Source organism: Rathayibacter sp. AY1G1 (assembly GCF_002932095.1).
GTDB lineage: Bacteria > Actinomycetota > Actinomycetes > Actinomycetales > Microbacteriaceae > Rathayibacter.
Genome location: NZ_PSUZ01000001.1, coordinates 193252 through 207951, shown reverse-complemented (window position 1 = coordinate 207951; position 14700 = coordinate 193252). Strand labels below are relative to the sequence as shown.

Sequence of the window (14700 nt, the reverse complement as noted above, 5' to 3'; positions counted from 1 at the left end):
GTCCCGAGCTGTGGACAGCGAGCCCGGCGTGCACCGCCCGGCCGCGCCCTAGGCTTGTCGGGTGTCGACCCTCAGTGACCTCGTCCTCTCCCACGGCCGATCCGACGAAGCGGACGTCGAATGGCTGCACCTGCTCGTCGGCGACCTGCAGCTGCTCGCCGACCTGGCCTTCGCCGACATCGTGCTCTGGGTGCCCACGGCCGACGACAGCTTCGTCGCCGTCGCCCACGCGCGCCCCAGCAGCGCGGCGACGCTCTTCTACCGCGACTTCGTCGGGCAGAGGATCAAGTCGGAGTGGCGCGCCCAGGTCGTCGAGGCGTTCGAGACCGCGCGGATCGTCGACACCTCCGCCCCGGACTGGTTCGAGGAGACGCCCACCCGCGTGCGCGCGGTGCCCGTCCTGCGCCGCCTGGGGGCCTCCGACGGCGGCACGACGGACCGCCCCATCGCGGTCGTCACGCGCCACACCAACCTCAGCGAGACGCGCACGCCGAGCCGGCAGGAGCTGACGTTCAACGACTGCGCGAACGACCTCTTCTCGATGATCGCCTCGGGCGACTTCCCGGACCTCGGCGCGCCGACCGGTCCTCGTCGCGGGGCGCCGCGCGCGTCCGACGGACTGATCCGCCTGGACGTCGACGGCGTCACCACGTTCGCGAGCCCCAACGCCCTCTCGGCGTTCAACCGCATCGGCTTCGCCGACGAGCTCGAGGGGGAGTCGCTCGCCGACGTCACCACGAAGCTGATCGCGGGGAAGGTCGTCATCGACGAGTCGCTCCCGCTGGTCGTGACCGGCCGGGCGCCGTGGCGCACCGACATCGAGGCCCGCGGAGTGACGGTGTCGCTGCGCGCGATCCCGATCCGCGACCGCGGCGAGCGGGTCGGCGCCGTCGTCCTGTGCCGCGACGTGACGGAGCTGCGCCACCAGGAGCGGGAGCTCATCACCAAGGACGCGACGATCCGCGAGATCCACCACCGCGTGAAGAACAACCTGCAGACCGTGGCCTCGCTGCTGCGGATCCAGGCCAGGCGCACCCACTCCGACCTCGCCCGGGAGGCGCTCACGCAGGCGATGCGCCGCGTCGCCGCCATCGCGGTCGTGCACGACACGCTCTCGGAAGGGCTGAACCAGAACGTCGACTTCGACGCGGTCTTCGACCGGGTGCTGCTGCTGATCGCCGAGGTCGCCTCGACCCACAACACCACGGTGCACCCGAAGCTGACGGGGAGCTTCGGCAACCTGCCCAGCGAGTACGCGACTCCGCTCGCGCTCGCCCTGACCGAGCTGGTCACCAACGCCGTCGAGCACGGCCTGGCCGGACGGGAGGGCGACGTGGAGATCGTCGCCTCGCGCAGCGACGACGAGCTCACGGTGAAGGTGCGCGACACGGGCGTCGGGCTGCCGGAGGGCAAGGTCGGATCGGGCCTGGGCACGCAGATCGTGCGCACGCTCATCCAGGGCGAGCTCGGCGGCACCATCGACTGGCACACGCTGGTCGGGCGCGGCACCGAGGTCACCATCGAGGTGCCGCTGCGGTGGCTGGAGCGCGCCCGCTCCTGAGCCCGGAAACGACGCGACCCCCGCTGCCGAGAGGCGACGGGGGTCGGGATCGTTCGTGCCGCCGAGCGGCTCGTGCGCCTAGGAGGCGCGGCGTGCGCGGGCGGCGCGGCGCTTCAGGGCGCGACGCTCGTCCTCGCTGAGGCCGCCCCACACGCCCGAGTCCTGGCCGGTCTCGAGGGCGTACTGGAGGCAGACCTCGGTGACGGTGCAGCGTGCGCACACCGACTTCGCCTTCTCGATCTGGTCCACGGCCGGGCCGGTGTTGCCGACCGGGAAGAAAAGCTCGGGGTCTGCGGTGAGGCAAGCGGCCTTGTCGCGCCAGTCCATGCGGGTGCTCCTTGTGTGAAGGCGTGCGTGGAGGAACCACGCAGTGTTCGGGTGGGATGATCGATCCACGCCGACGATCCCGACCAGTACTCGACCTCCGCGCCCTCACCGGCGCACGCCACGAGGCCCCGTGCTGGAGCGCGGGGTGGATCGGGGTGGTGGACGGGAGAACGCTCGGTTCTTGCCGGTGCACTCGACGCGATGCGTGAGCACTGCGTCGGCCACCCGGCTCCAGTGCTGGTCATCCGGCTCGCCCCCTTGCCTGACGGCGCGGCGGGATCGGATGTTCACATCGGCGGAAACCCACGACCCTGTGAGCGGTGAAACGAACTGGACTAGCCTGTCACGGGGATGAGCCCGAATCAAGAGTCCTGGATGGGATGTGCCTGTGACCGCTGACGCGAACGGGTCCCGCGGACCCCGCCCGACCGCCTCCCGGCCGCTCGGTCTGATGGTGCTGATCGCGGTCCTGGCCCTCGAGACGCTCGCCGTCGCCGGGGTCGCGGCGTGGCTCGTGCTCGAGCTGCTGACGACCCGGGCCGACACGGTCGGCGGAGGGATCGCCATCGTCGTCCTCGCGCTGATCGCCGTGTGCTGGGCCGCCGCGACGACGCTCGGCGCCGTGCGACGGCGCGGCTGGATGCGCGCGTCGGCGCTGACGATCCAGCTGGTGATGATGGCCGTGGCGCTCGGCGCCTTCCAGGGCCAGTACGCCGTGCCCGACATCGGCTGGGCGCTGCTGGCGCCGGCCGCGGTGGCCGTCGTCGCGCTGTTCCTCCCGAGCGTGGTCGCCGCCACTCGTCGCGATCCGGCCGTGTAGCCGGACGGCTGGCGCGCCGCCGCTCGCGGGTGCGACGCTGGAGGGACTTCCTCCTCGACACGGAAGCGACGCGCATGGACTCCACCCGACTCGGCTCCAGCGGCCTGCAGATCTCCTCGATCGTCCTCGGCTGCATGAGCTTCGGCGCTCCCGACCGCGGTGCCCACGGCTGGAGCATGGGCGAGGAGGAGTCGCGGACCTTCCTCCGGCGGGCGCTGGAGCTCGGCGTCACCACGTTCGACACGGCGGACGTCTACTCCGACGGCACGAGCGAGGAGTTCGTCGGCCGGGCGCTCGCGGACTTCGCGGTCCGCGAGGAGGTCGTGATCGCCACGAAGGTCCACGGGCGGATGCGCCCCGGCCCCAACGGCGGCGGCCTCTCGCGGCGGCACATCCTCAGCGCGATCGACGACAGCCTCCGGCGTCTCGGCACGGACTACGTCGACCTCTACCAGATCCACCGCTGGGACCCCGAGACGCCGATCGAGGAGACGATGGAGACGCTCCACGACGTCGTCCGCTCGGGCAGGGCGCGCTACATCGGCGCCTCGAGCATGTGGGCGTGGCAGTTCGCGAAGGCGCAGTACACCGCGGATCTGGGCGGCTGGACGCGGTTCGTCTCGATGCAGGACCAGTACAACCTGATCCAGCGCGAGGACGAGCGCGAGCTGCACCCCTTCTGCGTCGACCAGGGAGTCGGCGTGATCCCGTGGTCGCCGCTCGCCCGGGGCCGGCTCACCCGCGACTGGGACGAGACCACGGCGCGCACCGAGACCGACGTCTTCGGCGGCACCCTCTACCGCCAGCAGGAGGAGGCCGACCGGCGGACCGTCGCGACCGTCGCACGCATCGCCGAGCAGCGCGGCGTGCCACGTGCGCAGGTGGCGCTCGCCTGGGTGCGGCAGCAGGAGGCGATCACCGCTCCGATCGTCGGAGCCACGAAGCTCCACCACCTCGACGACGCGGTCGCGTCGCTGGACGTGGAGCTGGCCGCCGACGAGTTGGAGGCGCTGGGCGCCGACTACGCACCGCGCGCCAACGAGGGGTTCTGATCCGGCCGATGCGCCACCGCTGATCCGCCCGAGCGGTCTCCGCTACGCTTCCTCTCGAAGATGACGGAAGCTCGGAGCGGGAGGCGGCATGGCGAGGAGTGCCGGGGATGCGCTGGGGGCGCGCTACCGCCTGCTCGAGCGGATCGGCTCGGGTGCCGCGGGCGAGGTGTGGCGCGTCGCCGACGCGCAGGGGCCGGACCGCGCGGCGAAGCTCCTCCGCGGTGAGCACGTGCACGACGCGGGCCTGGTCGAGCGGTTCGTCCGTGAGAGGTCGGTGCTCACCCGTCTGCGGCACCCGCACGTCGTGGAGGTGCTCGACCTCGTCGTGGAGGGGGAGACGCTCGGGATCGTGATGGAGCTCGTCGGCGGCGGATCGCTGCGGGAGCTGCTGCGGGACGAGGGCACCCTCCCGGCGGTCGATGCGCTGCCCGTGGCGGCCTCGATCCTCGACGCTCTCGCCGCCGCGCATGCGATCGGCACGGTCCACCGGGACGTGAAGCCCGACAACGTCCTGCTCGCGGAGGGTGCGGACGATGCGGGCTCCGCCGTCCGCGTCTCCGACTTCGGCATCGCTCACGTGGTCGCCGAGGGGCCGCGCGCGACGACGGGTGTCATCGGGACGCCGGAGTACCTCTCGCCCGAGATGCTCGCCACCGGAGCAGCCGGCCCGCCGAGCGACGTCTACTCGACGGGGATCCTGCTCTACGAGCTGCTGTGCGGCCGGACCCCGTTCGCCGGCCCCGGCGCCGACGTCGCGGTCGCCTACCGGCACGTCGCGATGCTCCCGCCGCCGCTGGATCTGCCGCCGCGGCTCGCGTCGCTCCTGGACCGGATGCTCGCGAAGGATCCGGCGTCGCGGCCGACGGCTGCGGAGGCGGCGGGGATCCTGCGACGCCTCTCCCCGGCGCTGGCCGGGCTGCCGGCGCTGCCGCTCGCGGCGGGCGCGGCGGAGTTCGAGGAGGCCGAGCGCCCGGGCACGGTCCTCCGCGGGATGGCGGCGGAGATGTCGTCGGAGCCGGTGGAGGAGGGGCCCGCTCCCGAGCTCGGCCCGTCGTCGCAGGCGACCGTGCTCCGCCCGGTGCCGCGCCGCGAGCTGCGCCTGGTGGAACGGCCGTTCGAGGCTCCAGCTCGGCGGGGGCGCGGCGGACGTCTGCGGATGATCCTCGCCGCCCTCGGCGCCGGCGTCCTGCTCATCGGGGCGGTGCTCCTCGCCGTCCAGCCGCGCGGCGGCGGAGCACGGGCCTCGGCGCCGGATGCCGACCTGTCGGCCCGGCAGCAGGACCGGCCGCTGCCGACGGGCCTCGGAGTGACGCGATCGGCCACCTGGGACGCGGAGCGACGGGCCGTGGTCGTCGAGATCTCCTACTCCGCCCAGAGCGCGCCCCTCTCGGGGTCCTTCCTCGAGGTGCTGCCGGGCCCGGACGCCGCGGCGGCGTGCCCCGCGGCCAGCTGGTCCGGAGTGACGGCGGTGCGCAACCGGCCGAGCGTCACCGGAGTCGGGGTCGGCTGCGGTTGGAGCCTGACGGACCTGCACGTCCCGGCGCAGGGGATCGTCGACGTCACGGCGACCGTGCCGATCGCGGTGGCCGAGCAGAGCGCCCTGGACGGGTGGCTCGCGGCGGCCGCATCAGCGACGGCACAGGCGGTGGCCGACCCTGCGGTCACCGGGACGGCGTATCCCGTGCAGCGGCTGCGGGATGTGCGGATCGAGACTCCCGCGCGGACGGTCGGCCGGACCCCGCTGCCGGTGACGCTGGTGCCGGTCTGGCCGAGCGGGGCGGACCCCGTGAATCCCCTGCTGGCGACGCCGTCGTCCGCGCCGGCGAGCAGCATGCTCGACGCGATCGCGGGCGGAGTGGAGGGCGTGCGGTTCAGCGACGGCTGCAGCGGCGCGGTCGCCGTGTCGTCCGACGGGCTGACGGTGACCGCCCTCACGGTGACTCCGTCCTGCGAGCTGCGCGCCCGAGTGGGCGCGTTCTCGGACCTCTCGAGCAGTCCCTTCGCGATCACCACTCGCGAGTGAGTCGACCTCCCGCGCCAGTGTCGAGCCGTCGACGCCACGCGAGCCGTTTGTGCTGTCTTGCCTTCTACCATGACGAGACATCCTCATGAAACGACGGTGGAGTGGGGAGCGGGCGGGACGGTCCCGTCCGCAGGGGTAGAAAGGTGTGATCCATGTCACGTGTTCTCTCGACCGACGAGGCGAAGTCCGCGATCCAGCAGATCCAGTCGATCGTCAACGGCGGCCTCGCCGATCAGATCAGCCGGCTCGACGCACAGGGGCGGACACTGTCCGATCCGAACGTCTGGGACGGTCCGCTGGCCTCGCAGTTCCGCTCGTCGACCTGGCCGGAGACGAAGTCGGCCCTCGAGAAGGCCAAGCAGGAGCTCGAGGAGCTGCGCAGCCAGCTGGCGACGATCTCGCAGAACATCTTCGCCGCCGGCGGAGGGAGCTGACCGGCCGTCCCGCCCCTGCGTGCTCCGGCGAGCGGGGGCGGGACGTGCTCGTCGTCTCCGCGCTCCTTCCTCCGCGCACCTCCATCGGTGCGTCTCGGAGTGATCGGAGCGCTCTCGAGGAGGACGCGCCGATCGACTCGGTGGCGGAGGCGCGATCACCCGCCCGAGGGCGCTGATCAGCCGCCGTCCGCCGGCGTCGGCGAGACCGACTGCACGAAGTGGATCTCGCCGTCGAGGCTGACGAAGCCCCGGCCCACCGTGGGCGGGACGGGGAAGCGCCGCGGGATCTGCGCGCCGAGGAGAGTGCCGTCGTTGTCGACGTCGGGCTGGAGCAGCAGCACGGAGCGGGAGGCCGCCGCCTTCTTCGTCCAGTTCCCGAAATGGCTGCGGAGCTCGCTCGACCGGCCGGCCAGCACGACGCAGAGTCCCGGGCGACCCGACGAGACCAGCCTCATCAGCGCCTGGTCGGTGTCGTCCCAGCGCTCGGCGTCGTCAAGGAGGAGCAGCACGGGGCCCTCCTCCGTCGACAGCGACGCGAGGAGGGTGCGGAGCTCCTCCGCGCCCACAGCGAGTCGGTCGAGGTCGGCGCCCCTCAGCGGGGAGCGTCGATCGCACACTCCCCAGACGGCGACCGAGCCGGCGGCCCGCGCCGCCTCGGCCAGGGCGAGCAGCACGGTCGACTTGCCCGATCGGGCGGGTCCGGCGATGACGACGTGCTCGCCCTCGAAGACCTGGAACGCCAGCGGGGCGAGGTCCGACTCGCCGAGGCCGATCGGGAGCAGCCACGGCTCGCGATCGAAGCGGGCCTCGATCCCGAGCGCGCTCACGGCGACCCTGTCGGGAAGCGTGCCGACCGTGCTCGTCCTGCCGCGCGCATCCGGCCAGGCGGCCGCGAGCTCGGCGATCGCGTCGTCGAGACCGGCCCTCGGAGTCGCGACCTGCGTCTGCAGGAGCGACGAGGTGAGAACGCAGCGCCCCGGCACCGCTGCCGGCGCCTGCACCGGCTTCACCCCGGCGGCGGCGTAGTCCTGCGGGTCGGCGAGGCGGAACAGCCACTTCTGCGTCGTGACCTCCTCCATCACCGAGGGGATCGCCCTCGCCCGGGTGCTCGTCACCGCGAAGTGCAGGCCGAGCTCCGGTCCGTCGGTGTAGGCGCGGGTGAACGCCTCCATCAGAGCCAGGCCCTCCCAGTCCTGGAACTCGTCCTTCAGAGTCGCGAGTCCGTCGATGAGCACCAGCGCACGCCGGTGGCCCCCGGGCGATGCTCGGCGCCGGCGCACCTCGTCGCCCAGGTGACGGAGGAACCGGGTCTGCTTCTCGTGGGATCCGCCACCTGCTCCGGCGTAGGAGACGGTGTGCGGGAGTCGCGCGAGCGGGGCGGAGTCGCGGGAACCGGCATCGAGGACGTAGAGGTCGAGCTCGTCCGGAGGGAAGTGGCGGGCGGCCGTCAGTGCGATCGACGCGAGCACCGTGCTGGTGCCGCTGCCGGGGATGCCGATGAGGAGCAGGTTCCCCTCGCCCAGATCCCAGCCGGTCGGCGTCTGGCGCTGCCGGTCGGGGTCGTCCGAGAGTGCGACGTGCAGGACGTCGCCGACGACGCGACCGAGGTCGGACTCCTCCGCGCCGAACCCGCTGAGGGCCACGGTGTCCTCGAGCGGCTCCGGCCAGATCGGGCGGGGAGGGCCGAAGCCTGAAGCGGCGTCCGCCTCGACCACCGCGTCGATCAGGAGGTCGAGATCGGTCGGGGCCGTCTCGTCGGCGGCGACAGGGGAGGGGCCCTCGACGGGGACGCCCGTGGGTCCGACCGGGCGGACCTCGATCGCCTCGACGGCCGCCGCCTCCGCTCGACCGGTGACCAGCGCCGTCTGGACGGGCGAGATGTCGTTCTGGCCACGCTTCACATACGCCCGGCCGGTCTGGGAGCGGGAGATCCCGGCCGCGCTCGCGACTCCGATCACGTCGGCGGAGTCGTCCCGGCTCTGCACCCGGAGGGCGACGCGGAGGTTGGTGTTGGCGAGGATGTCGTCGTTCACCACTCCGGCCGGACGCTGGGTGGCGAGGATCATGTGCACGCCGAGCGTCCGGCCGACCGCGGCGACGCTCACGAGGGACGTCAGGACGTCGGGATGCTCCTTCGCGAGAACGGCGAACTCGTCGACGACGAGCAGGAGCCGCGGCATCGGCTCCGGCGGCGAGGTGGCCCAGTACGCGTCGAGGTCGTCGACACCCTCGCCGGCGGCGGCGAAGAGCCGCTGACGACGCCGCATCTCGGCCTCGAGCGAGCGCAGCGCGCGATCGGCGAGCTGGGCGTCGAGGTTGCTGATGGTGCCGATCGTGTGCGGGAGCCGCTCGCAGGACGCGAACGCTGCACCCCCCTTGAAGTCGATGAGCACGAAGGTGAGGCGCGTCGGATCGTTCCAGGCCGCGAGGCCGGCCACGAAGGAGCGCAGGAACTCGCTCTTGCCCGAGCCCGTGGTGCCGCCGACCAGGCCGTGCGGGCCGTCGGCGACGAGATCGAGCACGAGCGGACCGTGCTCGGACGAGCCGACGGGCGCGCGCACGCCCCGGGCGCTCGACCACCACCCCCGGACGTCCGCGGCGGTCGGACGATCGGCGCCCAGGAGCGGCGGCAGCCGCACGAGCGCGGGGAGAGCCGCCCCCGCGGTGACGAGCTCCGGGTCCTCGAAGCGCGCCAGGTCGCGCGCACAGCGCTCGGCCGTGGAGGAGGCGAGACCGGCGAGCACCACGTCCTCGACGGTGATCCGCTCGTCGGGCCGGGAGAGGACCGCTGAGGCGTCAGCTCCGACCCGGACGACAACCGTGCAGGAGGCGGGGAGCTGCTCCTCCGACGCCGCGAGCACGAGGCCGGAGATCCGGATCGCCGTCTCGCGCTCGCCGCGGCCGAGTCCGAGGAGCTCGCGCGCCGGAGCGGCGCGTCCCTCGGTCAGCACGTCGGAGTCGAGCACCAGGAGCACGCGCGGCGAGTCCTCCTCGCGGAGGGCGCGGAGGAGCTCGGAGCTGCGGTCGCGCCGGTCGGAGAGTCGGCGTCCGCCCCCGGGCAGACGCGTGTGGGGGAGCCAGGAGGCCCAGCTCCAGTCGGAGTCGCGTCGCCGGTCGCAGAACACCCCTATCGCCAGGTCGGCCGGACCGCAGTGGACCGCCGCCTGGCAGAGCAGGCTCCTCGCCAGAGCGAGGCCGCCCTCGCGGTCGCCGACGATCCCGACGACGCCCGAGTCCGCGAGATCGATGGACACGGGCGCGCTCGGGACGACGCTCACCGCGAGGATCGCGCGCACCTCCTCCTCGAGCCGCGGCACTCCGCGCTGATCGAGCGGGGGAGACCACGGGACGTCGCCGACGCCGATGTGCAGGCGGAGCACATCGGCGGAGGTCGCGCGCCGCTGCCACAGCGACGTGGCGGGCAGCGCCGCCCGGCGGATCGTCGTCGCCGGGTCGGGCGCGTCCTCCTCGAGGCGGGCCCGTTCGACACGCGCGGAACGGGCGATGTCGTCGCGGAGCGTCTGCAGCGCCTCGCCGTAGCGCTGCTCCTCGGACCGGGTCGCTCGGGCGTGCCGGTGCCGCTGCTCGAACCACAGGCCCACCCCGGCCACGGGGCTGAGCGCGGCGAAGAGGGCGTAGCGCGCATCGCCCATGATGAGGACCATCGCGAAGGCGAGGACGAGCGGCGCGGCGACGGTGATCACGCTGAAGGTCGTGGCGGAGGCGATCTCGAGGCGGGCCGGCGGGACGACCGCCTCGCCGGCCGCCGGACGTCCCGGTCGCGGCGGCCGGTTGAAGGGCACGGTCGCCGTCGCGGTGACGTTGTCCGTGCTCCCCGGCTCGGGCGCGAGGAGCTCGGGAGGCGCGGGGCGCAGTCGGAGAGCCGCCCCACCGGCGATCACGACCACGGCGTCGGAGACGAGGACCCCGTCCCCGGTCGCGGAGACGCCGTCGACCAGAGTGCCGTTGGTGCTGTCGGCGTCGCGCACCCGCAGGCCGTCGCCCTCGCGGGTCACCGAGAAGTGCTCCCAGGAGGCGCTCGCCGTGTCGAGGACGACGTCGGCGTGCGGGGAGCGGCCCACGATCAGCGCACGGCCCCGCGGGATCTCGACCACGGCTCCCGCGCCGAGACCGCCCGACAGCACGGCCGTCCACCCGCGGGCCGCGGCAGGTCGGGGCAGGGGGGAGCGGGCGATCCGCGTTCCCTCGAGCAGCAGCAGATCGGCCAGCCGGGTCTCCACAGGATGCAGGGCGGTGTCGACGGCGAGGGCCGTCCCGGGCGGGAGGCGGTGCCCGGTGGCGGTGGCGATCAGCTCGCCGAGTGTCGCGGAGTCGCGGTGGCGGCCGAGGTCGATGTCGGAGCGGGTGCCGTCGAGATCGAGGAGGAGTCGCACCGGGGGCTCACGGTCGGGGCTGTCCGGCGAACCAGAGCAGCGGCGGGTCGGCGGGCCGCAGGCCGAGGCGCTGCGGCGAGGTGTGGAGGGGGAGTGCCGGGGCGTCCAGAGCGTGCGCGGCGCCGAAGTCGAGCGGCGGACCGGCGAGCCCGTCCGTCGGTCCGATCGTGGATCCCCGGAGTGCGGCGGCGACCGCCGAGGGTTCCCTGCTGCCTGCGACGGCCGCGGCTCGCACGAGCGCCACGACGGCGTCGTGGCTGGGGGCGTCCGCGACCGCGGCGAGATCGCGGAACGAACGGTCGCCGAGGAGGGTCGCCCGCGCGGCATCGTCGGCGGTCATCCGCACGGCCCCCAGGAACGCGGAGGCCGCGCGTCCGCGCTCGTCGCCGCGGAGGGCGACCGCGTCGCCGGAATCCGTGCCGATCGTCGTCAGATCTCCCGAGAGGGTGCCTCCGGCCGCGGCCAGGGCGGGAGCGAAGGCGGGGCTCAGCGCGTCGGGCGTGAGCAGGATCGGGACGGACGCCCCCGCCGCCTGCAGAGCGGCGACCGCCGTCGCCTGCGCCGCGGCGGGGCCGGACACGACGACGCGCTCGACCGCCAGCTCGCCCTCGAGGTGCGGGCGGGCGGCGGTGATGATCACGTCCGCGGTGGCGCCGGGATCGGCGGTCACCGTCGCGGCGGGCGAGAGACCGGTCGGGGTGCCTCCACCGGTGTCGACGAGGAGTACCCGGGCGCCGCCGCCGGCCTCCTCCACAAGTGCCGCGTCGGTCGAGGCGGTGTCGGGTCCGAGGGACCAGACGCCGTCGCCGGGCAGGGCGGGGTCGCCTCCGTACGGGAGGACGGCCGCTGTCCCCGCTGCCCGAGCGGCGTCCACGGCCGCAGCGGTGTGCATGCCGTAGGTCGCGAGGACGAGGCCGGACACGCCCTGGCCCGTCAGCTCCTCGACGGCGGCGCGGGCACCCTCGGGCGTCCCGTGGTCGTCGACGGCGACGAGACCGATCTCGCAGTCGCCCATCGCTGACCGGTGCGCTGCGACGACGGCACCGTTCGCCGCGTCCTTCCACTCCGCGCCCTCGCCCGGAGCCGAGCTGAGCGAGACCACCACCCCGAGCGTCAGCTGCTCGGGCACCCGGGCGCACGAGAAGCCGACCGGGAGAGCGGCGACCTCCGTCATCGGGGCGGACTGCGGGGGCAGGAGGGAGACGAGGGCACCGCTGACGCCGAGGAGGGCGACGGCGCCGCCGATCAGCATCGGGCTCCGTCGGGCGGTGCGGGGGTGCTGCGCCGCGCGCCTGCCCAGGCGGGTCATCGCTCGTCCCCGATCCGGAAGGAGTAGACCGTCCGGGTCCGCGTGCCCTCGGGCAGGTCGAGGTGGAACGCGGGAAGCTCATCCCCGGCGCGGAGGGAGGCCCGCTCCTGGGCCTGCGCCAGCAGGATGCCCGAGACGTCCTCGGATCGCACCGCGGCGTAGCCCCGTGCGCTCTGCGAGGCGAGGGCGAGCTGCACGTCGGCGGTGCCGACCTTCGCGGCACTCGTGGTCATCGATCCGAGCAGGCCGGAGCCGCCGACCGTCCGGTCGCCGAGGTCCAGGAGCACCTTGTGCAGATCGGCGGCGAGGAGCGCGGCGGCCGCGTCGGTGTCGCGGGTCGAGGCGTCGATCCTCGTCGCGATGCCGGCCAGGGAGGCGCGCGTCCGCTCGGAGACGGCCCCGCCGATCCGGGCCTCCGCGGTGCGGAGAGCCCGGTGCCCGGCGTCCACCGTCGCTGCACCGTCGGAGCGGATGCCGGAGGAGGCCGTTCGCAGGCTCGAGACCGACCGGTCGAACATCGCGACGACCGCGTCGGCGTCGGCGCCGGAGCGCGTCGAGATCCGCCGCACCTGCTCGTCGAGGAGTGCGGTGACCGCGGAGGCGGCGGCCGTGTCCGTCTCGGCGAACGCCTTCTGGATCGCCGGTGCGAGAGCGTCCTGCTGGGCGCCGAGAGCGTCGATGCGGGTGCCGAGGGCGTCGCGCTGAGCGGTCAGCGCGTCGACGCCGGTGCGGAGGGAGGCGAGCAGGCCGGTGAGGCGTGCGTCGTCCGAGCCGGCCGTCGCGCCGGCCTCGGCCATGCCGCTGCGGACCGTGGCGAGCGCGGCGCGCAGGGCGGCGAGGTCGGCACTCGCGCCGGTGCTGCCGACGGTGGAGGCGACGGCGGTCCACGCGTGGACCTGGTCGCTCAGCCGGTCGGCCAGGGGGGCCGGATAGCCGTCGGGAGCGTCGAGGCGGCCCGTGCCGGAGCAGGGCGTCGCGGTCAGGTAGGCGCGGAGCTCCTCGACGGAGCCCCGGGTCACCTCCACGGGTGCGCGCGTCGGGCGCCCGGTCGGCGTGGGTGCGGCAGCAGGGGACTGTGTCGCCGGCGACAGCTCGCAGAGCCGATCGGCCAGCTCCTGGTTCTGCGCCGACAGCGACCCCGTGCTGGTCGGCGTGCCGAGCTCGTCCAGGGCGGTCGTGGCGGCGGTGCCGACCGAGGCGACCGTCGTCTCCAGACCCGCGGTGTCCGCGTCGAGCTCGTCCAGCGTCGCCGACAGGGCGGCGAGTGCCCGGGTGACGGATCCCTCCGGGTCGGCCAGGGTGTCCACCGAGGCCGACGCGGCGTCCACCCTGCTCGCGAGGGCGGCGAACCCGGCCTGCACGCCGTCCATCAGCTCCGGCTGCAGGGAGTCGACGAGGTCCTGCCCGCGATCGAGCATCCCGAGCAGCACGGTGTCGACGGCGGCTCCGGAGGCGGCGAGGGAGCAGGTGGTCGAGGGTGCCGTGCAGGTCTCGGCGGAGGGCTGTGCCGGCCCCGCGGCAGCACGGAGAGCCGCGACGACCTCGTCGCGGCAGGACTCGGCCGCCGCTCCGTACGCGTCGAGCTCGGCCGTGAGCCGCAGCAGCTCGGAGTGGATCGAGCCGGAGCGGCCGCCGTCGACGGCGACTCGGCATCCGCTGCCCGAGACCGTCGGCGGCGGCACCGCGGCCGATGTGTCGCCCAGCAGGGCGTCCACCGCGTCGATCGCCTCGGACAGCTGCGCCAGCAGGTCGGACTCGGTGCCCGAGACCGTCGACGACAGCTGCGCCCGGAGCGCGCCGAACTGCCCGGAGAGGCTCTGCATCGAAGCCGCTGTCGAGGCGGCGCCGGCCCGCAGCTCCTCGGCCGTGCGGACACCGAGAGTCTCGGAGGTCGCGTCGAGTGAGGCCCGCACCTCGGCGACGGTGGTGCCGGCCTGCGTCAGCAGATCGTCCACCGCGGTGACGACCTCGATCGTGCGGCGCTCGAGGGCGAGCGGCGAGGCGTCGGAGGAGTCGAACGCGGCGCCCAGCGCCCCCTCGGTGGTCGGGTCGGTACTCAGGCCGGGCTGGACCGCCAGGTCGAAGGCGGGGACGGAGAAGTCGGCGACGTCGGCGACGAGGGTCAGCGTCGCCGTCGCGCCACCGCCCGGGGGAGCGAGGAGAGAGGCCCACTGCACGACGGCGTCTCCGTGCTCGTCGCGGCTGAGCACGCCGTTGGTGACGGCACCCGACTCGCTCTCGGTGACGACGCGGCTCGGCGGGACGCCCGGCAGGACCGCGGAGGCTGCGATCGTCAGCGGAGCGCCGACGAGTGCGCTGCGGCGGGCTGCACGACCGGCCGCGTCGAACGCGACCTCCTCGGGCCGGACCGTCAGGTTCTCCACCGCGAGCGAGATCTCGATCCGACCCGAGCGCCCGGCGAGCTCGGCCGGATCGGTGCCCGAGGCGTCGGCGGTGCGCCACGAGGGCCGGACACGGACCGGCAGGTCCGCGGAGACCTCGGCGGGATCGTAGACGGTGGTGGTCGCCGAGGTGTCGGACGGGTCGTCGCCGATGCCGAGGGCCGTCCCCTCGATCGCACGGACACCCCCGTCGGACGAGACGGCGACGGACACCGCCTGCAGCACCCTGGCGGCGGTGAGCGCCGGCTCCGGTGGCGTGCAGCCCGCCAGCACGGCGGCCACGACCGCGATCGCCGCTCCGGCCGTCGTCCTGCGAGCATTCGAGCGCACCCTGACCACCCCTCGTCCCGACGGGGCACCGGGCGGTGCCGCTCACGT

9 protein-coding genes are annotated in these 14700 nt (G+C 74.2%); 5 read left to right on the top strand and 4 right to left on the bottom strand.

The window, feature by feature from the left end; translation table 11 throughout:
* Positions 1-61 precede the first annotated feature (61 nt).
* Positions 62-1561 (top strand): sensor histidine kinase, encoded by a 1500-nt coding sequence (locus C5C36_RS00920; RefSeq protein WP_104268422.1) that lies wholly within the window; start codon positions 62-64, stop codon positions 1559-1561.
* 78 nt (positions 1562-1639) lie between these two features.
* On the opposite strand, the gene C5C36_RS00915 is transcribed toward C5C36_RS00920, so the two are convergent.
* Entirely contained in the window at positions 1640-1888 is a 249-nt protein-coding gene (locus tag C5C36_RS00915; protein WP_055788231.1) for a WhiB family transcriptional regulator, read from the bottom strand.
* A gap of 388 nt (positions 1889-2276) precedes the next feature.
* On the opposite strand from C5C36_RS00915, the gene C5C36_RS00910 reads away from it, so the two are divergent.
* From C5C36_RS00910 to C5C36_RS00895, 4 genes are all read left to right on the top strand, one after another.
* Positions 2277-2708: a hypothetical protein gene (locus C5C36_RS00910; protein WP_104224127.1), complete on the top strand. Its 432-nt coding sequence runs from the start codon at positions 2277-2279 to the stop codon at positions 2706-2708.
* A 74-nt stretch (positions 2709-2782) separates the two neighbouring features.
* A complete protein-coding gene (locus tag C5C36_RS00905; protein WP_104246658.1) occupies positions 2783-3760 on the top strand; it encodes an aldo/keto reductase in 978 nt (325 codons plus the stop codon).
* 88 nt (positions 3761-3848) lie between these two features.
* Positions 3849-5783, top strand: coding sequence for a serine/threonine-protein kinase (locus C5C36_RS00900; protein WP_104309084.1), 1935 nt, complete (start codon positions 3849-3851; stop codon positions 5781-5783).
* 152 nt (positions 5784-5935) lie between these two features.
* Positions 5936-6217: a pyrophosphorylase gene (locus C5C36_RS00895; protein WP_104224124.1), complete on the top strand. Its 282-nt coding sequence runs from the start codon at positions 5936-5938 to the stop codon at positions 6215-6217.
* Between the two features lie 176 nt (positions 6218-6393).
* Here the strand turns inward: C5C36_RS00895 and C5C36_RS00890 are convergent, their stop codons facing one another.
* Genes C5C36_RS00890 through C5C36_RS00880 form a run of 3 tightly spaced genes read right to left on the bottom strand, consistent with a single transcriptional unit; the run spans position 6394 to position 14661 of the window.
* Positions 6394-10611 (bottom strand): FtsK/SpoIIIE domain-containing protein, encoded by a 4218-nt coding sequence (locus C5C36_RS00890; RefSeq protein WP_104309083.1) that lies wholly within the window; start codon positions 10609-10611, stop codon positions 6394-6396.
* Between the two features lie 7 nt (positions 10612-10618).
* The gene (locus C5C36_RS00885) at positions 10619-11920 is read right to left on the bottom strand and encodes a hypothetical protein (protein WP_146079408.1); all 1302 of its coding nucleotides are present in this window, start codon (positions 11918-11920) and stop codon (positions 10619-10621) included.
* Entirely contained in the window at positions 11917-14661 is a 2745-nt protein-coding gene (locus C5C36_RS00880) for a hypothetical protein (protein ID WP_104309082.1), read from the bottom strand. Before C5C36_RS00880 ends, C5C36_RS00885 begins: the two co-directional genes overlap by 4 nt.
* Positions 14662-14700 lie beyond the last annotated feature (39 nt).

What these genes read in the sequence shown, in the direction of transcription:
- C5C36_RS00915 (WP_055788231.1), bottom strand. Translation starts at nt 1,888, where the DNA reads ATGGACTGGCGCGACAAGGCCGCTTGCCTCACCGCAGACCCCGAGCTT.
- C5C36_RS00905 (WP_104246658.1), top strand. Translation starts at nt 2,783, where the DNA reads ATGGACTCCACCCGACTCGGCTCCAGCGGCCTGCAGATCTCCTCGATC.
- C5C36_RS00900 (WP_104309084.1), top strand. Translation starts at nt 3,849, where the DNA reads ATGGCGAGGAGTGCCGGGGATGCGCTGGGGGCGCGCTACCGCCTGCTC.
- C5C36_RS00895 (WP_104224124.1), top strand. Translation starts at nt 5,936, where the DNA reads ATGTCACGTGTTCTCTCGACCGACGAGGCGAAGTCCGCGATCCAGCAG.
- C5C36_RS00885 (WP_146079408.1), bottom strand. Translation starts at nt 11,920, where the DNA reads ATGACCCGCCTGGGCAGGCGCGCGGCGCAGCACCCCCGCACCGCCCGA.